18 protein-coding genes and 1 riboswitch are annotated in these 23,055 nt (G+C 46.9%); of the genes, 4 read left to right on the top strand and 14 right to left on the bottom strand.

What is annotated here, in order from left to right:
* Positions 1 to 72 precede the first annotated feature (72 nt).
* The 13 genes from HNQ56_RS01555 to HNQ56_RS01495 all read right to left on the bottom strand — a co-directional run bounded on the left by HNQ56_RS01555 (position 73) and on the right by HNQ56_RS01495 (position 18,229).
* A complete protein-coding gene (locus HNQ56_RS01555) occupies positions 73 to 765 on the bottom strand; it encodes an aspartate/glutamate racemase family protein (protein ID WP_429142079.1) in 693 nt (230 codons plus the stop codon).
* A gap of 281 nt (positions 766 to 1,046) precedes the next feature.
* Positions 1,047 to 3,062 (bottom strand): beta-galactosidase, encoded by a 2,016-nt coding sequence (locus HNQ56_RS01550; RefSeq protein ID WP_429142078.1) that lies wholly within the window; start codon positions 3,060 to 3,062, stop codon positions 1,047 to 1,049.
* A 33-nt stretch (positions 3,063 to 3,095) separates the two neighbouring features.
* A complete protein-coding gene (locus HNQ56_RS01545) occupies positions 3,096 to 4,124 on the bottom strand; it encodes a LacI family DNA-binding transcriptional regulator (protein ID WP_429142076.1) in 1,029 nt (342 codons plus the stop codon).
* A gap of 93 nt (positions 4,125 to 4,217) precedes the next feature.
* Positions 4,218 to 5,024, bottom strand: coding sequence for a carbohydrate ABC transporter permease (locus HNQ56_RS01540; protein WP_429142074.1), 807 nt, complete (start codon positions 5,022 to 5,024; stop codon positions 4,218 to 4,220).
* Positions 5,021 to 5,896 carry a carbohydrate ABC transporter permease gene (locus HNQ56_RS01535; RefSeq protein WP_429142073.1) on the bottom strand — a complete coding sequence of 292 codons (876 nt, stop codon included), beginning with the start codon at positions 5,894 to 5,896 and terminating at the stop codon, positions 5,021 to 5,023. The genes HNQ56_RS01540 and HNQ56_RS01535 overlap by 4 nt, the downstream gene beginning before the upstream one ends.
* Before the next feature lie 93 nt (positions 5,897 to 5,989).
* Positions 5,990 to 7,342, bottom strand: a complete 1,353-nt coding sequence (locus tag HNQ56_RS01530; RefSeq protein WP_429142071.1) for an ABC transporter substrate-binding protein — start codon at positions 7,340 to 7,342, stop codon at positions 5,990 to 5,992.
* A 328-nt stretch (positions 7,343 to 7,670) separates the two neighbouring features.
* Entirely contained in the window at positions 7,671 to 9,383 is a 1,713-nt protein-coding gene (gene ptsP, locus HNQ56_RS01525; protein ID WP_429142069.1) for a phosphoenolpyruvate--protein phosphotransferase, read from the bottom strand.
* A gap of 164 nt (positions 9,384 to 9,547) precedes the next feature.
* Entirely contained in the window at positions 9,548 to 11,569 is a 2,022-nt protein-coding gene (locus tag HNQ56_RS01520; RefSeq protein WP_429142067.1) for a methyl-accepting chemotaxis protein, read from the bottom strand.
* 25 nt (positions 11,570 to 11,594) lie between these two features.
* Entirely contained in the window at positions 11,595 to 12,386 is a 792-nt protein-coding gene (locus HNQ56_RS01515; RefSeq protein ID WP_429142065.1) for a carbohydrate ABC transporter permease, read from the bottom strand.
* Between the two features lie 57 nt (positions 12,387 to 12,443).
* On the bottom strand, positions 12,444 to 13,376 hold the full coding sequence (locus HNQ56_RS01510; protein ID WP_429142063.1) for a carbohydrate ABC transporter permease: 933 nt from the start codon (positions 13,374 to 13,376) through the stop codon (positions 12,444 to 12,446).
* Positions 13,377 to 13,462: 86 nt separating this feature from the next.
* Entirely contained in the window at positions 13,463 to 14,851 is a 1,389-nt protein-coding gene (locus tag HNQ56_RS01505; RefSeq protein WP_429142061.1) for an ABC transporter substrate-binding protein, read from the bottom strand.
* 116 nt (positions 14,852 to 14,967) lie between these two features.
* On the bottom strand, positions 14,968 to 16,476 hold the full coding sequence (locus HNQ56_RS01500) for a response regulator transcription factor (protein WP_429142059.1): 1,509 nt from the start codon (positions 16,474 to 16,476) through the stop codon (positions 14,968 to 14,970).
* Positions 16,469 to 18,229 carry a sensor histidine kinase gene (locus HNQ56_RS01495; protein ID WP_429142057.1) on the bottom strand — a complete coding sequence of 587 codons (1,761 nt, stop codon included), beginning with the start codon at positions 18,227 to 18,229 and terminating at the stop codon, positions 16,469 to 16,471. The genes HNQ56_RS01500 and HNQ56_RS01495 overlap by 8 nt, the downstream gene beginning before the upstream one ends.
* 341 nt (positions 18,230 to 18,570) lie before the next feature.
* Here HNQ56_RS01495 and HNQ56_RS01490 point away from each other — a divergent pair, with 341 nt between their 5' ends.
* The 4 genes from HNQ56_RS01490 to HNQ56_RS01475 all read left to right on the top strand — a co-directional run bounded on the left by HNQ56_RS01490 (position 18,571) and on the right by HNQ56_RS01475 (position 22,059).
* Positions 18,571 to 19,452 carry a DUF1700 domain-containing protein gene (locus HNQ56_RS01490; protein WP_429142056.1) on the top strand — a complete coding sequence of 294 codons (882 nt, stop codon included), beginning with the start codon at positions 18,571 to 18,573 and terminating at the stop codon, positions 19,450 to 19,452.
* Positions 19,449 to 19,763 (top strand): PadR family transcriptional regulator, encoded by a 315-nt coding sequence (locus HNQ56_RS01485; protein ID WP_429142054.1) that lies wholly within the window; start codon positions 19,449 to 19,451, stop codon positions 19,761 to 19,763. The genes HNQ56_RS01490 and HNQ56_RS01485 overlap by 4 nt, the downstream gene beginning before the upstream one ends.
* Before the next feature lie 339 nt (positions 19,764 to 20,102).
* Positions 20,103 to 21,227, top strand: a complete 1,125-nt coding sequence (rpoD, locus tag HNQ56_RS01480; protein WP_429142052.1) for an RNA polymerase sigma factor RpoD — start codon at positions 20,103 to 20,105, stop codon at positions 21,225 to 21,227.
* A 109-nt stretch (positions 21,228 to 21,336) separates the two neighbouring features.
* A complete protein-coding gene (locus tag HNQ56_RS01475; protein ID WP_429142050.1) occupies positions 21,337 to 22,059 on the top strand; it encodes a lysophospholipid acyltransferase family protein in 723 nt (240 codons plus the stop codon).
* 10 nt (positions 22,060 to 22,069) lie between these two features.
* On the opposite strand, the gene HNQ56_RS01470 is transcribed toward HNQ56_RS01475, so the two are convergent.
* Positions 22,070 to 22,648 (bottom strand): folate family ECF transporter S component, encoded by a 579-nt coding sequence (locus HNQ56_RS01470; RefSeq protein WP_429142048.1) that lies wholly within the window; start codon positions 22,646 to 22,648, stop codon positions 22,070 to 22,072.
* A gap of 149 nt (positions 22,649 to 22,797) precedes the next feature.
* A riboswitch (THF riboswitch) is annotated at positions 22,798 to 22,896 on the bottom strand.
* Positions 22,897 to 23,055 lie beyond the last annotated feature (159 nt).

Below are 23,055 nucleotides of genomic sequence, written 5' to 3'. Positions count from 1 at the left end.
GCTTTCTCTTTCTTTTTTGCTTCTATAGCTGCTTTATCAAGCTGCCCTTAATAAAGTACTTTCAACGCTCAATCACTTGCTTTCAGCGATCAGACCTTTCTTCACCAGCGCTTCCTTCAGCGCCAGCGCACCATAGCGGGGACTGGACACCACCGGCATACCGCAGGCCTCTGCCAGCAGCTCCTCGCAATACGCCATCGATCCCTGGCAAAGCAAAATCACATCCGCCTGGTTCGCAATCTCCTGTGCTTTCTCCAGCATCAGCTTCTGAAACTTCTCCCTGTCGGCGCCAAAGGCATCAATCAGTCCGTCAACCAGCGTCACCCGCTGTCCCAGCTCCCGCGCCACCCGCCTGATGGTGTTCTTCGTAGGCTCCAGGGTAGTAGGCAGGGTTGCCAGCACGCCAATTCTGCTCTCCTTTGCCGACGCCAGCCTCACCGCATCCCTGCACATCTCTTCATCAATGCGTACAATAGGCACTCCAATATATTTCCCAAGATCCTGAGCGGCATCCGCTACCTCTCCCACAGAGGAGCAGATGTTCAAAATCGCATCCGCACCCTCCTCTACGGCCTTCATATACATGGAAACCAGTCTCGCCGCTGCCGCCGGTGTAACCTGTCCCGCGTCCCGTGTCTCAGACAGGATGCTTCCGTCCTCATAGCTTAATATCTCCGCCTGATCCCCCAGATTCTTCGTAACCTCCCGGGTAACCAGCTGAATTAATTCCGGCGTTGTGCTCGTATATACCAATGCTGCTTTCATAAATCCACCTCATTCTGACATTATCTTTCTATTATTATGCTTCAACAATATTATCCTTCCAACATGACTCGCCCGATAAACGTCTTCTTAATACTGACGCGGTGAATAGGAGTGTATCACTATCCATCTGGGCGCAGACCGGGCTTCCCGTGATTGCCTGCGCCTGGCAATCATGGGATGTTAAAGGCAAGCCCAGACGGATAGTGATACACTCCTATTCATCTCACAGCCTAACCCCTCGCCCATCTAACGCTCAAATCACATTATCTGTTACCGTAATACTACGCCCGCTTCAGCACATACACCTGGGAAGGCGGTACAGCTGTCTTCCCGGTATAAACCTGATCATCCAGCAGATTCTGATAGCTTACGTTTCCAAAATCCACTTCTCCGTCGGTGCTGCCATGATTGATCACAAAGAAATATTCTCCGCTCTCATTCTTTCTTGATGTTATCTCCAGCTCACCCTGGAAATCAAACACCGGAGCCAGCTCCTTCCCGCTGCAGATCTGACGGTACAGGGTATCCAGGAATTCCTGCTCCACCTGGGTGCCGATATAATAAGCCTGTCCCTTTCCATAGCGGTTCACCGTCACTGCCGGCATTCCCTGGTAGAAATCCTCGCCATACTCCGCAAGCACCTCGGCTCCTTCGGTATGAAGCAGATCGCAGAGGAAGCCGCTCTCATAAGCTTCCCGGAAGCCCTTCGCAGCCCCGGTCATTCGGATGGTATTCTTCTCCTCGGGGAACATGGCATCCACTTCTTCCACCCAGAGGCCGAATACCTCTCTCAGGGGGCCGGGGTAGGCCCCGAAGATGCACCTGTCATTCTCGTCGGCATAACCGGTCATATAGGTTGCAACCAGTGTTCCGCCGTTCTTAACAAATTCCTTAAGCCTCTGGGCGATATCTCCCTTAAGCATATACAGAAGCGGCGCGATGATCACACTGTAACCGGAAAAATCCGTAGTCTGTTTCAGAATGTCCACCGGAATATTCTGATAATAAAGGGGTTTATAATAGGTATGCACCTGTTCCAGATAATTCATGTCCTTGGTGGGACCGCTGTTCAGCTCCAGGGACCACCAGTTCTCCCAGTCAAAGATAACACCGGCCCTGGAAGAGGTCTTCGCCTTGAGGAACGCTCCGTCCAGCTTCTCCAGCTCGGCACCCAGGGTCGCACATTCCCGGAAGATTCTTGTATCATTCCTTCCGTTGTGGGATAGGAAGGCTCCGTGAAACTTCTCCTGCCCCGCCACTGACTGACGAAGCTGAAAATACAAGCTGCTGTCCGCTCCTCTGGCAAGTCCCTGATAAGCCGCCCGGCGAACCTCGCCCGGCCTTTTCAGCTTGTTATAGGGCTGCCAGTTCTGCTGATTGGGAGACATCTCCGCAACCAGGAAGGATTCCCCGTCTCTGGCCGCGCGCATAATATCGAACTTCAACGCCAGGAAGCTGCGCTCATCCTTGGGAGAGGGATAGTTGTCCCAGCCTGCAAAGTCCATATGAGGGATCATCTCGAACTGGTTCAGCTTCTTAATGTATCCTGAAATATTGGAGTAGACCGGAAGGTGGGGTGTCGCCTTTTTCAGAATATGAGCTTCATTATTATAGCACTCAATGGTGGAGGCTGTGACAAAGCGCATATAGTCCAGCTGAATCCCTGGATTAAACCGGTAATCATCATTCAGCTCCGTCGGCAGCATTACCTCCTCAAAGGAGGTCAGCGTTCTGCCCCAGAAGGAGGTATGCCAGCGTTCGTTCAGCTTCTCCAGTGTACCATACCGCTGCTTCAGCCAGGTGCGGAACTTCTTCTGGCAGTTTTCACAGTAGCAGTAGGTTCCATACTCATTGGCCACATGCCAGGCAATCAGCCCCGGAAAATCCTTGTAGCGCTCCGACATAGCTGCAGCAATGGCGGCGGCACGCTCACGGTATTTTTCACTGTTAACACAGAAAAACACTCTCATGCCGTGGGTCCTCTTCCGTCCGGCGATATCCACCGGCAGCACCTCGGGATATTTGGCGGACAGCCAGGCCGGCTGGGCACAGGTGGGGGTTGCAAGAATCACATGGATTTTATTATCCCAAAGCTTCTTCAAGATCTTATCCAGCCATTCAAACCGGTAGACTCCCTCCTCAGGCTCCAGCTTTGCCCAGGAAAATACCGGAAGAGTTACCGCATTTACCTTGGCTTCCTTCAGCAGCTCCATGTCTTTTTCAATTGTTGCCTCATCCCATTGGTCCGGGTTATAATCGCCGCCGAACCAGATGAACGAATTATTCTCTTTCTTCATTTTCTTCTCCTTTATCTTTATCTATAAGGCCATTTACACATTCAGCCTCTTTACACTATTCCTCTTTACAAGACTGGTCTTCAATTCTATTTTTCGAATCCCCTCGGATTCGCCGGATATCATATCCGTAAGCGTATTCACTGCTGCTCTTCCGATGGCGTACTTGGGCGTCTGTATGGTAGTGAGCGGAGGGTCCAGCATTTCCGACAGGGATATATTATCAAAGCCAACCACGGATACATCCCCCGGTATCTGGTATCCCAGCTCCCGTAGAATGCGGATGGCATAAATTGCGATAATATCATTATCTGCAAAAAAGGCTGTGGGCATGTACTTTATAGCCCCAATCCGCTCCTTCAGTTCCAGAAACGCCGCATCACCGCCGCCGGATGAAAATTCTATGATCCGCTCCTCACCGGCCGCAAGCTGATACTCCCTTGCAGCACGCAAAAAACCATAATAGCGCTCGCTAAAATTATGAGCATTGCCGTTCACATGCAAATAGCCTATATCCCTATGACCCATGGATACCAGATAGGAAATAGCCAGGCTTACACCCTGTTCATTATTAATCGCAACACTGTCTATATCCTTTGTTTCCATATAATTATCAATAATTACCGTGGGAACATGCATCTCTGTAAAGAGATCCATCTGTTCCTCGACCATCTCGGTAGCCAGAAGCAGGAGGCCTTCCATCTGCTCTCCTTTGATTTTGGCCACTTCCGATTGGATCGTACTTGTGTCGGCATAGGTTATCATCAGCTTATAGCCGCTGTTTCTTGCCTGTTTCTCCACGCCCTCGATAATATCCGAGAATATTTGCGAAAAATAAGGACTTGCCTCCGTATTGGCACCGTTCTTGCGATATACAAGAAATAGGATTGTTTTTGTTTCCTCCGCTGTCTCCGGCAATAAGTCCTCATATCCCAGTTCCTTAATTAAACTAAATACTTTATTTCTGGTCGCCTCGCTGACCCCGGGCTTGTTATTTAAAACCAGCGAAACACTGGCAGGTGAAATCCCCAGCATCTTCGCAATTTCCTTTGATTTAAACGCCATTTCTCCGCCTCCTAAATTCAACTAAATCTTTAAATAATTTTAGCATTGATTCGGAAGCCTGTCTACTGCAATCTATCTTTTCTTCCTGTTAAATTACTTTACCGAGCCCAGGATACCTTCCACAAACTGCTTCTGCAGCAAGAAGAACACCAAAATCATCGGCAGGGTCGATATAATAATTCCCACCATAACCATGCCGTAATCCGGGGTGAATTCCGAAGCCAGGTTGGCAACCGTGAGGGGAAGGGTGAATTTGCTGTTGCTCTGCAGTGCTATGAGCGGCCACATATAATTATTCCAGCTGGCCATAAAGGAAAAGATCGCCGCTGCCGAATAGGTGGATTTCATCATGGGCATATAGATGCGGATAAAAATCTGGAGCTCTTTGCAGCCGTCCACCCTGGCCGCCTGGATGGTTTCCTTCGGAAAGGAGTGGGTATTCTGCTTGAAGAAGAACACTAAAAACGGCGCTCCGATTGCCGGCAGAATAATGGAAAGGTAGTTGTTCAGCAGCTTTACCTGAGCAAACATGCGAAACATGGGGATGATTCTGGCTGCAAAGGGAACCATCATGGATGCAATCAGGACCATGAATAATATTTCCCTTCCCCTGGAGGGAAACATTACAAAGGCGTAGCCTGCCAAAGAGCAGATCAGCAGAGAGCTTATTGTAATAATCAGGGCCAGCGCCATGGAATTCACAAATGCTTTTCCCAGATTTGCCGCCTGAAAAGCATTCTGCACATTGGTAATAAGGTGACTCCCAAAGGTGAGCTTGCCCATTGTAATATCCTTGGACGAATTAGTCACACTGATGATCATCCACAGAAAGGGGAAGATCGACACAAAGGATACTATAATCAAAAATATATGCCGAAACAGATTCTTCACTCGGTTCATCGTTCTTTCATGACTCCTTTCTGAATTACGGTGATCACTGCCACAATCAGAAATACCGCATAGGATACTGCCGCCGCATAACCATAGCTGGGCACATAGTTAAAGGACAGATCATAGATATACTCCGAGATTGTCCGGGTTGCGTTGCCGGGACCTCCGCCGGTCAGGTTAACCACCTCGTCAAATAATTGCAGCGTCGAATTCAATGCCATAATGCTGGTTAGGAATACGATGGGACGCAGCAGGGGAGCGGTTATTTTCATAAAGGTCTGCCGGAAATTACAGCCGTCCAGCTTTGCCGCTTCATAGATGGACCCGTCTATATTTTGCAGCGCCGACAGGAAGAAGATCATATAGTATCCGGTATAACGCCAGATCAATGCCACAATGATAACAAATTTTGCCCATCCGGCTTCCAGAACAAAAGCAATCGGTGCGTCGATGAGGTTGATCTTGATCAGAAAATTATTGACAAAGCCATCCACAGCAAAAATATTTTTAAATAAAATCGAATAGGAGACCATGGAGGTGACACAGGGTAAAAAAATACAGGTCCTGTAGATACCCCTGCCTTTTAATTTCGGATCATTGAGCAGCACCGCCACGATTAGAGCCAGCACCAGCATCACCGGTATCTGGATTACCGCATAAAACATGGTGTTTCCAATGGTTGCCCAGAATGTGGCATCTCCCAGCATTCTTCTGTAATTCGCCAATCCGCGGAAAACCAGGTTGGCACCCTTACCGGTTTTGAAAGACAGGAACAACGCCTGCAGCATCGGTACATAACTGAACAGCAATATAAATGCTGAGGCTACAAATACCATGGACCAGCCGTGTAACGCATGTCCCTTTTTATTATTGTATTCCATGCATAATTACCTCCATGACGTCACTCTACACTATCTCAAACAATATCTTTAAAAAGGGGATTCTACCTTCGTAAAATCCCCTTTCACGAAACCCTATTCTTGAATTGTCTGGCTGAACTGTTCTTCTGCCTTTTGTAAGCTTGCATTCAGATCACTGCCGGCCAGAATGTCCGGAGTTACCGCTAACAATGCCGCCTGTGCTTCCGCCGAATATGCACCGGTGTTCACTGCAGGAATTTCCGCAATCCAGCTTGCAAGCACCTGATTGATTTTTGTTCCGGAGAAGAACGGGTCCTCCGTATTATAGGCTTCTACATTGGATGCCGGTAAATAGGTTGCCATGATATTCTTTTCTTTTACCAGAGTGTTATATAAATCAGTACTTTGTCCAAAGGTCTTTGCCAAAAAGTCCGCGGCAGCCGCAGCATTCTTGCTGTTATTCAGCACAAACCAGCTGGAGCCTCCCTGATTGGATTTATTGCTTGCACCGCTGGTGCTTAAGGTCGGAACCGGAGCCACCTTCCATAAGCCGCTCTGATCCTGGGCCGCCTTAATAGTGGATGCAATCCAGGAACCACGGATTACGCAGGCAACGTCTCCGCCGTTGATGGCACCCGCAAATCCGGTCCAATCACTGACTACCTTTACATAATCACTTTCGTTAAAATTCTTAAAGATCTGATAGCATTCCTTTAATGCTTCATTATTAGCAAAGTTGGGGCTTCCGTCCTCGTTGGTGAACCAGGTTCCGGCAGATTGAAGCATGATCTGAAACTCTGCGATATCGTTTGGATTATAGGTCTGAAGCAAATGTCCTTTTTCCTTTAACTTCTGTCCAAGTACCTGATATTCCTGCCAGGTAAGGTTCTGCATGTCTTCATCCGTATATCCTGCTTCCTGGATATAATCCGTACGATAGAACAGGCCGGCCACACCGGTATCAAAGGGTACGCCGTAGCCAACTCCGTCATAGGATACTGCCGCTTTCTTATAGCTTGCAAAGTCATCGTAATTCAGCACCCCGTCCATTGCATAAAAAGCACCAGGGTAGGACATCAGATATCCCGGAGCCACCAGATCACTGATGATTACGATATCCGGAAGGTCATCCGTCACACCGGAAGCCAATACCGTATGAATCTTTTGAAGACAGTCCCCTTTCGCCATCTCTACAAAATTAATGGTTGCACCGTCATACAGCTTATCCGCCTCCTGTAAAGCCAGACCGTTAAAGGATGCATCCCATCCCCACACGGTCAGTTCCACCGGCTCAGCTTGCTCTGCCTGGGAGTCGTCCCCCTTCGGCGCTTCCGTTGCAGCTGCTCCGGAAGTGGGCGCCGTTCCTTTCTTATCGCCATCTTCCTTGCCATTTTTTGAACCACATCCACCCAATAGAGAAACTACCATGGTGAGGGTCAGAATAACTGCTAACATTTTCTTTTTCATACTTATCCTCCTCGCAAGTCACATATAAAGTGTTTAAATATAATTTAGTTAATATCTAAATTATTTATTTTGATTATAGTATTGAATTTAGTGTTTGTCAATACTTTAACCCTAAAATCATAGAATAATTTTAAAATTTCTATAGCTTTATTGTTGAATTAGTCCAAAAACTGCTAACTACAGGATTATAGTTATAAATATGACCTAAATTAATTAAGTACAGTTCAGTGTATATGCTAATATTTTTTAGAACACAAAAATTAAGCTTAGACATCTCCTTCCGATGTCTAAGCTTACATTTCCTAAGTTTATTCCGGACCTTCGCAACTCAGATAATCCTCCGGCTTCTCAGCACCTCTTCCACTTCTTTTGCTGTTACCAGTGAGAAGATATCCTTTGTCAGCTTCTCGCAATCCGCTTTTGATAATTTCTGTATCCCGCTCCTTGTGGGCAGAATGGATAGCGGGGACATGCTGAGCTCATCCAGTCCCAGTCCCACCCAGACAGGAAGCAGCAACGGATCCGCCGCGGCCTCTCCGCAGATTCCCGCCCAGATTCCATTTTCATGGGCACTCTCTGTGATTTTCCGTATAAAGCGCAGCACTGCCGGGTCATATTGGGAGTATAAATGGGCAACCTTCTCATTCATACGGTCCACCGCCATGGTGTACTGGATCAGATCATTGGTTCCGATGCTGAAGAAATCCACCTCCCTGGCAAATACATCCGCCATAAGCGCTGCGGCAGGGGTTTCCATCATCATGCCGACGGGCACCTTTTCATTAAAGTCAATTCCCTCAGCCCTTAATTCGGCCTTGGCTTCCTCTACCATCTGCTTTGCCTGCCGAAGCTCCTCCACGGAGACAATCATGGGAAACATAATATGGATATTTCCGAAAGCACCGGCCCGGAGCAGGGCCCGGAGCTGAGTCTTCCAGAACGGCTTCCGATCCAGGCAAAGACGGATGGCACGATAGCCCAGGAATGGATTCTCCTCCTTGGGGATGCCCAGATAATCCACTTCCTTGTCCCCGCCGATATCCAGGGTCCGGATCACGACCGGACCGCCCTGGAGCTTTTCGGCAACCGCTTTATATGCTTGAAACTGCTCTTCCTCATCCGGCGCTCCGGTTCGGTTCATATACAGGAATTCCGTCCGAAACAGTCCGACGCTGTGCCCGTCCTGGCGGACTACCATATCGGCATCCTCCGGGGAGCCGATGTTTCCCGCCAGAAGAATCTCATGTCCGTCTTTTGTAATGGATTTGGTTCCCTTAAGCTTCTCCAGCTCCTGCTTCTTCCTGGCGGCAGCCTCCTGCTTCTCTCTATATTCCTGCAAGACCGCCTCATCCGCCTCCAGCTCGATCACGCCGGTCTCGCCGTCAAAAGCCAGGAGCTCTCCGTCCCGTACCCGTTCCATGATACCAGGAAAGACCACAAAGGGGATGCCGAGAGTCCTGGCTATAATCGCGGCATGGGAGGTGGGGCCTCCGGTCTCATTAATAATTCCCAGAACAAATTCCGGATTCATCTGGGCTGTATCGGAGGGCGCCAGATCCTCAGACAGAAGGATCACAGGCTCCGTTAATCCCGCAGCCGTGCCTCCTTCCCTTCCCAGGAGAAGCTCCTGCACTCTCCGGCTGATGTCCTTGATGTCCATGGCTCTTTCCCGCATATAATCATCGTCCATGGCCTGAAAGATCTCCATTAGTCCGTCCCGAACCATTTTTACCGCCCATTCCGCATTACAGAGGTGCTCCTCGATGGCATTCTCCACCCCGGTAATAAACTCCACATCATCCAGCATCTGAATATGTGCCAGGAATATGGAGGCCTCATGGTGTCCCTTGGCGCGAAGCATCTTCTCATAGATATCCTCCAGCTGGCTGATGGCCCTGTCTTTCGCTATATGAAATCGTTCCTTCTCTTTCTCCGTATCCTCAATCCTTCGCAGGCTTATTTCCTCGGAGGCGTTTTTCCTCAGCAGTGCTTTTCCAATTGCTATTCCCGGTGAAATAGGCTTCCCTTTTAATGCCGCCATAAATCTGTCCCTCCGTTTCTTTCTCCTTACATTGCCGGCAACATATACCCTTTCCTTTAAGTATAAACAGGATTCTTCCCCGGGTAAAGCAAAAGAAAATGAGTTTTGTCCACTCTGTTTGTGACAAAACTCATTTTGTTTCTGTATTCAAAGGAAAAGGTGAGCTATATTTTAAATCTTTGAATAGCATGAATTAAATATTTTGATCTTTGATTTAAATTACCCGCCGCTTCATTGAGGGTTTCAACCGAATCCATCTGGTGATTGGATATCTGATTAACATGGCTGGTTGACGCGGCCATTTCCTCCAGAACAGCAGATATATTTTCAATTGAGTCCATTGTGCTTATTCTGGCTGTTTCTATATTCTTTACATTTTCTATGACATGCTTAAATTCCAGCATCAGACCATCTACGCTCTCATTGATTCCATCATAGGAATCCGTTGTGTCCTTCACTGCCGTATCCTGAAGGAACAATACCTTTTCAGCGTCCCTGGCCGATTGGGCCAGATCATTGGTGTCCTTTTGGATTGCTTTGATTATCCGCTGAATATCATTTACAGACTGCCCGGTTTGGTTGGCTAATCTTCTTATTTCATCCGCAACCACGGCAAAACCCTTTCCTGCTTCACCAGCTCTTGCCGCCTCAATCGATGCGTTCAGGGAAAGGAGGTTGGTCTGACTTGAGATTTCACTGATGGTACTTACGATCATGCCTACAGATTTGGATCTCTCATTTAAATTCTCGATTCCCTTCACAATCTCCGTTGTAATGCCTATGGTAGACCGGGTCTGATCTGTAAGCTTCTTTGTTACAACTGTCCCTTCCTGAATCCATTTCTTTGTATTCTCACCGATTGTGCTGATTTTATCAGTAACCTTACCCATATCAATTATTTTATTGGAGAGCCCGTCCATTTGGCACAGGCATTCTTCCGCTTCTTTTGCCTGCTGTATAATCCCCTGCTCCATCTCGTTCATTGCACCGGATATGTCCTTTGTTGTCCTTAAAAATTGTTCTGATGTGCCTGCGATATCCTCCGCAGACCCGGATACGCCGTCACTCATCTCTTTTACCTGGGTTATGAGCTCCTTCATATTAGCAAAGGTATTATTTATCTCCGTAATCAGTATTCTGAACTCATCTTTGCGCTTCGTAGTAAAATCAATGGATAAATCGCCCTCCGCAGCCAGCTTTAATTTTAATATGATGTATTTGATTATTCTGTCTATGCCTGCGGAAATATATAATCCGGCCCCAATTGCAACAACACATGCAATTACCACAATAACGGCCGTAAGCTGCCGTATGCTGTCCGTCCGGCTCGTGATTGCGCTTTTGGGGACCAGCGCACAGACCATGGCTCCCGTATCACCAATCTTTGAATAAATAAACAAATGCTCCTGCTTCCGGTAATCCACGCGAAAGGCGTTGCTTGCCCCATCCAGTGAAGCTGCCTTTTGATAGAAATCCTCATGGTAAAACACTTCATCCGAAGCGCCTTCCTTTGCTCCGGACAGGATTTCCTTTCCGTCCGCTGTGACAAAACCGATGATGCCGGCCTCTTCAAATCCTATCCTGTCAAGAATATCCCGAATCGTTTTTATATCCATATCAATAACAATCAATGCATCCGCAGATTGGAAGCTTCTCACCAGCCGCAGTGCATAGCCATGGGCTGCAGACCCTATCCTCTCATCCAGAAAAGAATCTTTTCCCAACCAGAAAACATCATCCGATTGACTTATTTCTGCTCCCAGCTCCGTCTCTATAAATCCTCCATAGATACCGTCCCGGACTGAAACGGCTGTTGTGACGGAGGCTACCTCGTCAGAAAAGATGGATATTCCGGAGATAAATTGATCCGTAATTTCCTTTGCAGAGACAGAATTGCTGATCAATCTCCTGTTTTGGTTATTCTCAGCCCTGTCATAGCTATAATTCCACAGATACTTCTGTATGGCGACATCCACAATATATTGTGTCGACAGCGCCTCAATAGAATCTGCTCCAAATTGAATGTATTGTGCGGTGGTATTTATTGTCTGCTCTGCTGTTTCCTCATAGCTGCTGCAAATACTCTCCGCCGCTTTTTTATAGGACACAATACCAAGAACAATTATAAATGCGATCGGTATCATGAAGATTGCTATCATTTTCATGGATAAGCTGGAAAGCCTCATAATTCTTTCTCCTTTGATCGGATGCCTATCCCTTTATTCCATCCATCGCAATACCATCCACCAGATATCTCTGGAAAATAATGAAGAAAATGAGAATAGGCAACAACGAGACCACCGACATAGCGAACAACCCGCCATAGTTATTATAAGAGTTTGGATCTAAATACATATTCAGCGCCAGAGGAATGGTATATTTCTTTGTTGAGCTCATGAAAATTAAGGGTTGGAAGAAATCCTGCCATATCCAGTAAAAAGAAAAAATGGAGGAGGTAATGATCGCCGGCTTTACAACCGGTACCAGCACCCTGAACAGGGTGCCGATTCTTCCGCAGCCATCAATCTCAGCCGCTTCGTCCAATTCCTTTGGAATGCCTCTGAAGAATTGAGCCATTAGAAAGATAAAGAAAGCACCGCCGAAAAACCACGGCAATATTAATGCCATTCTTGTATCGGTCAGATCCAATTTCTTCAGAATAATATACTGCGGCACCACCATAACCTGCGCCGGAATCATCATGGTCACCATCACGCACCCAAACCAGAAGCCGGATAGCCGGAACTTTATTCTGGAAAAGGCATAGGCCGCAAATAATGAGGTTCCCACGCATCCTAAGGCACCAAATACCGTAACAAATACCGAATTCATAAGAAAGGTTGAAAAAGGCACACCCCCAATTCCTTTGAAGCCGCTCATATAGTTTGTCACCGCATCCCATGTCTGGGGTATCAGAGAATATGCATCAACAAACATCGTCTTATTGCTTTTAAATGAGCTTGCCAGAAGCCACAGCAGAGGGTAAATCATAAGAAAGCCCAAAAGGCATGCTCCTGTATGAAACAGGAAAGAATTTAACCTTTTTTTATTTGTCATCGCCTAGTTTGCCTCCGTTTCATAATACACCCAATTTTTCTGAGTTTTGAAGATCACTACTGTAAAGACCGCAATAATGGCCACCAGAACCCATGCCAGCGCACAGCTGTAGCCCATATCAAAATAGGTAAAGGCACGGCGGTACAAATACAGCACATAGGAAAGCGTGCTGTCCAGGGGACCTCCGCCGGTGATTACATAGCTTTCCGTAAATACCCGGAACCCGTTGACAATCTGGAGGATCAGGTTAAAAAATATGGTCGGTGTCAGCATGGGAAGGGTAATTTTAAGGAAGATTCTCCAGGACCTGGCGCCGTCCACCCGGGCTGATTCATACAGGGAATTCGGGATCTGCTTCAGTGCCGCCAGAAAGATCAGCATCGAAGAGCCGAACTGCCATACACCCATTAAAATAATCACGGATAACGCGGTCTTCGGATTGCCCAGCAGGGATATCTTCTGCTCTATTCCGAGAGCAGCAAGAATCGACATGACTACGCCGCGATTTCCAAATATCTGTTTCCACACCACAGAAACCGCAATACTCCCGCCGATAATTGAAGGGATATAGTAAAGGGTCCGGTAAAGTCCCAGGCCCCTATGCTTCTTGTTCAGCAGCATGGCGACAAACAGCGCAAAGGCCAGACGAAGGGGCACCAGTAGTACCACATAGAGAAAAGTCACCATGAGCGCCTGCCGGAAGGTGGTATCTTCTGTGAAAATACGGATATAATTTTGTAATCCGATGATTTTAGGCACATTGAGCAGATTAAAATCTGTAAAAGAATAATAGATTGAAATAATCATCGGAAGCAGCCACATGAGGGCAAATCCAAACAGCCATGGGGACAGCATCAGATACGCCACCATATTATCCCTGCCCTTATATACCGTTTTATGATTGATCACCTTTTTTGTTTTCACTTTAAACCTCATTTCTGAAATTATCACAGCCCTAGCAGGCAATTATTTTTATTATAATGAAAGGGGAGGGCACCTCAGGTACCCTCCCGCCCACTTCATCAGTTGTTTCTTGAAAGGATCGCTTCTGCTTCCGAACGGAATTTGGCCGCTGCATCATCCGCCGAAATCTGATTGTAGAATACACTGTTGGCCGCATTCTTAAAGGCTGCATTGATCTCGGACATGCCGATGGGATCCGGAGCCGGGGTCTCTCCGCAAAGCGCCGCCGCATTGGTCACAAATTCAAACATCGCCTTCTGCTGCTCATTCAGCTTACCGGAAGCAACCATGTAATCACGAATTTTTGAAGATGCCGGTGTCCCTCTTTCCGCCATAATAATATCATTTGCTTCTTTTGAATTGATAAACCAGTTGATAAATTCTGCCGCCTCCTTCTTCACCTTAGAGGTCTCGGCAATCGAGAAGAACATGCCAGGCTTCATCCACAGGCCCTTATGATCAGAATCATTGGATAAAGGCATGGAAACAATTTTTAATTTATCATTTACGCCGCTTAATTTAGCGGCATAGTTGCTCCACTCAAAAATCATGGCGCCGTCGCCGGTTACAACCGGGCCTGCCTCCTGGCCCAGGGTCTCAATCTGTGCCCATTCGTCCGGATTGGGAACAACGCCCTCATCCATCAGGCTCTTCCACATCTGGAAATAATCCGCACAAATCTTATCGTCCGTATAGCCTAATGCCTTCTTATCCCCGCTGAACAGGCTGGAACCGTGCTGTCTCACCCAATAATTGAAGTTATTGGTATCGATAACCGGGCTTAAGGCCGCTCCGAATTTACCCGTCTTCTCCTTAATCGTCTTATTGGCTGCAATAAAATCATTCCAAGTCCAATCGCTGGTGGGTTCTGTAACTCCTGCTTCTGCCAGCACCTCCGGATTATATCCTACGGCCATCAGGGAGCTGGAAAGTACAAGTCCGGTTACTTTACCGTCTATTTTCCCGGTATTTAACAGTGCTTCCTCCAGATCTGACACATCAATGGTTCCATCGTCAATAAATCCCTGTAAATCCGCAAGAGAGTTATTCTTTGAATAGGTGGAAATATACAGATAATCCATCTGTACGATATCCGGCATGGAACCGGACGCGGTCTGGGTGGACAGCTTGTCAAAATATCCGTCCCAGCCGGAAGGCATTGCCTCAAAGCTTACATTCGGATGCAGCTCCGTATAAAGATCAAGAAGCTGCTGGGTATAATCATGTCTGCTCTGGCCTCCCCACCAGGTAATCTTGATGGTAACCGGTTCATCGCTGCTCTCCTGTGCCGGCGCTTCTGTGGCTTCCGCCGCAGGCTTATCTGTTGCCGTCGGTTTTCCTGTCGCTTCCGGTGCATCCCCTTCTTTGCCCTGACTGCAAGCCGTCAATGAAAGTGCCATCACGCATGCCAACAATACTGCTGTCAATTGTTTCCTTCCTTTTTTCATACCGTTCTCTCCTTTTTTATTGCTGATGATCAGCTACGATGCCATTATAACCGGATTTTCTCAGTATAAGAATGGAATTAAGCGCAATAGTATCTGAAAAAAAGCGACTTTTCCAATTAAGGAAAAACCGTCCTGTCCCTATATTCCATGGGCGACATCCCGGTCACTTTCCGGAATGCCTTGGAAAAATACTGTCCATCCGAAGCATAGCCCACCAGCTCCGCCAACTGGGATATCTTTATCTCCGGATCATATCGCAGTATTCTCTTCGCCAGATTAATTCTCTGGCTTAAAAGAAATGACGAAAACTTTTCTCCCAGGTTCTTTGTAAACATTCTGCTGAAATAATCCTCGTTCATAAACAACACTTCCTTTGATAAGTACTGAATGCTCAATTCCTGATTACGAATATGCCGGAACACCTCCAGTAAGATCGCCTTCACCCTCTGAGCCTCTTTGCCCGTATTAAAATCCACGTTTTGTTTCCCGGCAATCACATTTACCGTATCTTTTAATAATTGCCATACATCCTCATGGCTGCTATTGTACTCCGGAACCTGCTCCTCCCCGTAGAGAACCTTCAAGGTCCAATTACAGATTTCCTTTATCTCCGGGATGGTGTAATGCTTTAGCTCCATTTTCGTAAATGCCAGAAAAACCTCAAAGAGAATATCAACATAAGCATATGCTTCCTTTAGTCTTCCGTAATCCACTAGGGACGTCGCCGTATTCTTCATCTCCCGGAAAAGGCCATAATGCAGAAAACTCTCCCTGCCTTCCGCCCCGCCAATCCGGAACAGCTCCTGTACCTGTTCATAGAGCACATTCACATTCTTCAGCCGGCCATTTTCACTGATCGCAGTCTGAAGCTGCCTGATCTGCGCCTTTTCCAGCTCCTGTACGGTTCTCGCCGCAACTGCTTCGATAGAATTCCTGGTCTTTGCATTAATCAGAAACAATACATTCTGCTGAATTGCAGCAGACAAAAGGATGTTCCTCTCCCCCAGCAGCTCTCCTAAAATATTACCTATCACGAACTGTTCCAGATAATCAAAGCTCTTCCTGCTATGTACCGCCAGAAGCAGAACTTCCGGCCTGCAATTCCCCATTTCTTCCAGAAACATCTGATAGTCGCCGACTAATTGTTCCCGTCCCAGCAGCATATTGCGGAAAATCTGCTCCTTTGCACGGGGCAGCAGGCGATAAACCGTGCTCTTATATTCCTTCTCCTTTTTTTGCCGTATTCTCTTTTCATCAATTTCCTTTTTCACCTTGTCCAGTATCTGCGCTATCTTTTCCTCGTCACAGGGTTTCAGGAGATAGTGACGCACCCCCTCCCCCATAGCCTGGCTGGTGTATTCATACTCGCCATAACCGGACAGCACAACAAATTCAATCTCAAGAGAGAGCGCTTTCGTCTTTCTAATTAAGGAAATACCATCCATAACCGGCATCTTAATATCTGTCAAAACAATATCCGGCTGTTCTGCCTGAATCTTCTCCAGACCCTCCGCCCCGTTCCATGCCGTTCCCACCAGCTCTATATCGTATTGGGACCAGGGTATAAATTCTGCCATACCTTCCCGTTCAATCTCTTCGTCATCCACAATAAGCAGCTTATACATGATATCCTTCTCCTTTTATTTTGGGAATTCTTATCCTGATTACTGTTCCTTCTCCTGTCCGGCTGTCGATGGTGAATTCATAATTATCATAGCTGATGTTCAGGCGCTCCCTGATGTTACTCAGCCCTATGCCATGCCCCTTGGGTTTAACCCGAAAGTTTCTTACACTTTCCAGCTCTTCTTCCGTCATTCCGCTTCCGGTATCCGAGACCTCAAGTACAATCCCTTCCGCCTCTTCTTTTGCCACTACATCGACCTTACTGTTCCCTAACGCACCTTCTACTCCATAGTAGATTGCATTTTCAATCAGCGGCTGCAGCACCATACGGGGAATAATGTATCCCTCCAGATTCCCCTCTGTAATGACGGTAAATTCCGCCCGCGCGCCATAGCGGAACTGTTGGATTGTAATATAGCTTTTTGCCACATGCACCTCATCTTCTACTGTAATATAAGGGTCCTCCGCAAAGGAAGCATGAAGCAGATACCCTAACTCCATAATCATCTTACCCGCATCGTCATTTCTTTTGGCTTTCACCATCCAGTTGATGGCATTCAGCGTATTATACAGAAAATGCGGATTAATCTGTGCCTGAAGCATCTTATACTTCGTGTCCTTCAATAAAAGCTGCTTTTCATAATTTTCACGGATCAGTACATTGATCTTCTCCAGCATGATCTGAAATTCCTGCGCCAATAATCCGGTCTCATCCTTATGCTTTTCTCCCTCCATTAGTATCTTGGCCCCCTCAAAATCACCGGTTGCCACCACCTGCATGGATTCTGCCAGCCGGACCAGAGGCCTTGTAATAACATTGGACATTTTCTCCATAGCCAGCAGCGTCATAAGGAAGACCGCCGCAAAGCCAATCAACATCAGATACCTCAGAGCCATGGTCTGCCCAAAAACCTCGGAATAGGGAAACAGATTCACATACATCCATCCGTTGGAGGATGATTTCAGATAACACATAAAGTATTTCTGCCCTTTCCGGCGGATTATTTCATATCCCTGCTTTTTATTAAGGAACGGCAGACGGAAAGCCTCTGCCATGTCTTCCTCCTGGTATATCATGCCGCCTTCGGAATACACAAAAAGCTTGGAATGATCTGCTTCCAAAGCATTCACTTTTCTCTTAATAACACCGGCGATATCGCTGGTTATGATTATGGAGCCCAGGTAATCCAGGCTGGTATTGGATATCCTCTCCAAAATATCCCGCCCGGATAAAAGATAGGGATATTCCCCGGTAGGCGGCTGCATTACATACCCGCCCCGTCTTTCATGATACTGTTCCAGAAGCTCCTCGTACACGGCATCATCAATAGCCCCTCTGTCCACTCCGATGAGAAAGCGCACCTTCTGCCCGTCCGTGTACATAATGTTCTGGACGGTCGGTTGATAGGCCAGCCTGTCTAAAAGCATATACCGAAAATTATTCATCTCATAAGCGTAGCCGGAAGAATCGGGGTCCATGGCAAAGATTTGGGAAAGCTTGTTCTGAACCTCCTTATCCATGGCAATATCCATGCTGAGCTCTTCAATTTCCTGTAAGCTGGCATTGACCTGCTGCGTAAAGAAATCCAACTCCTGCAATGATTTTTCATAAAGCTTTTCGTCATAGATATTAAAGCTGACCTGGAGCGCTGTAATTGAGATAATACAGGAGATCCCGGCAAATATTACATAGACCAGAATCATTTTTCTGGACAGCCTCATATTCTTTAGCCGTGTTAAAAGCCGCTTCCTCATATATTCTCCTTTAAAATAAGTGATGCTTCTATTATAGCGCAGAATTAAAGTTTAAGCTAAATTGATTTTTAATCCGGTGTTTTAGAAAGGATCATAAAAATATTATAGAAAAATGTACGGGAAAGAATAATGAAAATATCAGACATATCACTTGAACATTTCCGACCTTTTGGGTACAGATTTTCATTTCTGCCGATGTTGGGGGAATGTCATTATTGACATTCCATTTATGATATGCTATTCTATTTTTATACTACTGACCATTAAACAGTAGTGTAAATTACCCGGGAGACAGGTTTCCTGCTGTGCACGGGGATTCAAGAAAGGATTGAGGCTGAGAGATGAAAGAAATATCAACTCGAAAAGTTTTCTTTAAGCAGTTAAACAAGGAACTGCGGCATCGATACGATAAGAAGGATGCCATTAATGTTTTGAAAGATTATGATGAATTCTTTAATATCGAAACGGAACAGGGAAAATCAGAGGAGGAGGTCTGTGCTGTTTTGGGCAGTCCCTGTGCCATAGCACAAAGCCTGAGTGCGGAGCTGCCCCCCGGAGCCGGCACTTTCCCCGGATTTTTATCCAAAAGCCTCTTGCAGGCCTGCGCTCTCATCGCCGCCATCTGTGCTGTTGCTGCATTTGCTGTCTATCGCTCGGAAACAGCCGGAAAGAGCCTTCTGTATGAGTTTTTGCTTTACTATCCCCTTACGGCTCTGCTCCTATGGCTGGTATTGAGGCACACCAAGACTAGCCTCATGCAGGGGAAAAGTCCGGCCTCTTCTGCGCGTCCCGCCTCGAAAAAATTTGCTTTACTGCTTCTTGGACTCTTTCATTTGATATGCATCTCTTCAATCTGCTCTGTTATCTATTATACAAACCGTATGTCGGATTTTGACCGATTACCATTTGAAATAGAGCCACATCAGATTGGCCCCCTGATTTCAAATACGTTCTTCACTTTCATCCTGGCCCTATGCGCGATCATCATATTGAGCGTGATGCATTACCACAGAATATCCATCCTTTATTATAGTGCGGCATGCCACGCCCTGGCCGTACAGGCGATGCTCCTCATCTACAATAATATTCTTCATCGGATGGATTCCCGGCCGGATGATATGATCTCCCGCTTTGTCAAGGTCAGCGGCAGCCTCTATCTGGAGCTCCTGGTTATCCTTACCCTGTTCATTATTTTTCTTCCAAAGAAGGAGCTGAATTCATGAATGCCCAACTAAAAAAAGGAATTTTGGATATGTGCATCCTCTACACAATCCAGCAACAAGAAATGTACGGCTATGACATCATGAAATACATGAGCGCCTTCTTCCCGGAGGTCGATGAGAGCACTTTCTACGCCATACTGAGAAGACTCAACAAGGAAGGTCTGACGGAGGTATATTACGGCCAGGTATCCAACGGGCCGCCCAGAAAATACTACCGCATCCTGGACCAAGGCAGACAAGTCCTCAGAGACAGCATTGCGGACTGGCAGAATCTCATCGCTGTCGTAACCCAAATCGGCATCCTTCCATAACTTTAGCACAGGAACACAGTTAATCTGCAGCATGTTTCGTAACAGATCAGCCAGGTGTCAGGGAGGAGAGCATGGTGCTCCCGTAATGCACTGTATGGAAGAGATATGAGTGGATTTATATGGCACAAACGAACCATCATGTACGGGTGTGACATACAAATCCACTCATATCTCTTCCATCCTGTGTGTGAGGGAGCACCATGCTCTCCTCCCTGACACCTGGCTGATCTGTTACCAAGTTTTTATCTTTTTCTGTTTCCTCAATTTTTCTGTTTCCTTATTTCAATCCGTATGATATAATATTGGTTATGCAATTTTTCAACCTATGGAGGAAATAAAATGAATGAGCAAGCAACACATGATGTGTTAGAGGACAAGTTCCGGGAGCTAATCGCTTTTGCCAACCGGCAAAAAGGTGTTTTGGAGATAGAAAAGGTACATAATCTGATTAGCGAGCTGAATTTGGATAATAATCAAATTGATAAGATTTATGAACGGCTTGAAGCCTATAACATCGTCGTTCTCAGCAGCAGCGAAGAAGAGGAGCCTTCCGATGAGCTTCTGCTGGAGCTGGATGAAGATGCCGAGGATGTGCAGTCCGAGGTGGAAGCTCTTACGAATTCCTCCTATTCCATGTCTGATGACCCGGTTCATCTTTACCTGAAGGAGATCGGCAACTACCCCCTTCTTACCATGGCGGACGAGGTGGATCTGGCTAAGAAGATCGCAGACGGCGATGAATATGCCCGGCAGCTGCTGGCCGAATCAAATCTGAGGCTGGTGGTAAGCATTGCAAAGCGTTATGTGGGAAGAGGCCTTTCCTTTCTGGATCTGATTCAGGAGGGTAATCTGGGCCTGATTAAGGCCGTGGAAAAGTTTGATTATCTGAAGGGATACAAGTTCAGCACCTATGCCACCTGGTGGATCCGCCAGGCTATTACCAGATCCATTGCAGACCAATCCCGTACCATCCGGATTCCGGTACATATGTCGGAGGTCATTAATAAGACCTACCGGGTATCCCGTAATCTGCTGCAGGAACTGGGAAGGGAACCAACGGAACAGGAGCTGTCGGTTGCCATGAATCTTCCTATTGACAAGATCCGGGAGATTCTCAAGGTCTCCGCAGATCCCATCTCCCTTGACACTCCCATTGGTGAAGAGGATGACAGCCATCTGGGCGATTTCATCAGCGACGAATCCATGATGGGACCCGAAGAGGCCGCCTCCTACTCTATTCTGAAGGATCAGATCACCAAGCTGCTGGATACCCTGACAGAAAGGGAACAGAGGGTTCTTATTCTGCGTTTTGGATTGAAGGACGGACGAAGCCGCACGCTGGAAGAGGTGGGCAAGGAATTCAATGTCACCCGTGAGCGCATACGCCAGATCGAAGCGAAAGCCCTGCGTAAGCTGAGACATCCCAGCCGCGCCAAGATGTTAAAAGGCTATGACATTATCTAGGCAGCCGTATGCTGTGTTAAAGATAGAAGCCAATGGAATATAATAATTAAGATAACAGATTACCAAGACTAAGCTGTTCAAAAATCAACAGGAAGGGAGACTTCATTTCATGCGGATTGTATTCATGGTTCTTCGATGCCTGTTTCGCCTGCCCGGCTGGTTTTTCCGCATCCACCAGCTATGCAATATAGAAAAATATGACGCCCCCACCCGCTATGCTTATCTTCATAAGCTGGTTCCCATTGTGAACCGCCGGGGCCGGGTTAAGATTGACTGTTATGGACTGGAGAATCTTCCGAAGGAAACCGGCTATATCATGTTTCCAAACCACCAGGGGCTTTATGATGCCCTGGCCTTCCTGGAAACCCATGAACGCCCCTTCGTTACGGTGATGAAGAAGGAAGTCCGCAATACCCCTCTGCTGAAGCAGGTGATTCAGCTGCTCCAGGCAGAGGTAATTGACCGTGAGGATATCCGCCAGTCCATGCAGGTGATTATGAATATGACCCGGCGCGTGAAGGCGGGAGAGAATTTCCTCATCTTTGCAGAAGGAACCCGGTCACGGAACGGCAACCAGCTTCTGCCTTTCAAGGGCGGAAGCTTTAAGAGCGCGACCAATGCCAGATGCCCTATTGTTCCCGTAGCCCTCATTGATTCCTTCAAGCCCTTTGATACCAATTCCATCAAAAAGCTGACGGTCCAGATCCACTATCTTAAGCCTCTTTATTATGAGGATTACAAGGACATGAAATCCACCGAAATAGCAGATCTGGTTGCCGCAACCATACAAAATACCATTAATGAAGTGCTGGCCCGGCAAACGACGGCCTGATACACTTCTCTTATTTGTTTGAAATCTTAGTTCTTTCTCCCAGGTGAAGCTTATGAATTACACCGCTTGCTTCCACGCCCTTAATTACCAGATACAGCATGACGGTTTCCAGCGGCAGCAGAAGGAAAGCCTTCAACGCCCGTACCGGCAGAAGCGCCATGAACTGATACCCATAGAGAAGAGTCAGCCAGTAGGTATTCATGAAAAGATTCACCACAAACAGATGCACTAGATTGGCAGCAATAATTCTTCGCATGCTCAAGGGTCTTTTATACAGGAGGATACCGTACAGCAGGCCCGTAACCATAGCACTTAAGGTGAATCCAAAGAAATAGGGGCCTGTCGGTCTTACGATAAAGGTCAGGATGTCCGCAGACAATCCATAGATCACTCCCACAACCGGACCGAAGAGATAGAAGACGAAATTATTCGGCAGGAAGTTAAAGCCTACCTTCAAAAAATCGCCTATGGTGACTACCAGGCTTCCCAACACAATGGACACGGCTCCCAGCATAGCCGTCAGAGTGAGGCATTTTACGCTCCTCAGCTCCCGAGATGACGCTTTGAATAACTCTGTAAATTTGGCCATAAAAAAATTACCTCCTTTGCAGACCTTTTACTACAAGAAGAGATAACACAACTGTGCCCATAGGGCACCTGCCTTATGCAATCCAGCCGCGCATCAAATTACATGGCCAGCAAAAGCCTGCCAAAAAGAGCGGCGGATTTTCTCGTTGTAGCAGCGGGATGCGAACCATGTACCGCAAGTTTCTACTTTTCGTCCAGATGACAACTCCCTGTTCACCCGGCACTTAACGCACATGATTCTACTCTGCTTTAAATTTTTTGTATTTCTATGATAAATTATAGCACAGGTTTTTCTTTTTTCAAGGGTAATCTTAATCCAATTCCTTCCTATCCCCAACTTATCCTAAGCCAATGTCTCCGACCGCACCTATTTGCACCAATGGCGGCAAACGTATCTTCTGTCATGTA

It is taken from the genome of Anaerotaenia torta, assembly GCF_050433395.1.
In the GTDB taxonomy this organism is placed as follows: domain Bacteria; phylum Bacillota; class Clostridia; order Lachnospirales; family Lachnospiraceae; genus Mobilitalea; species Mobilitalea torta.
This window is presented reverse-complemented; position numbering and strand designations above follow the sequence as displayed.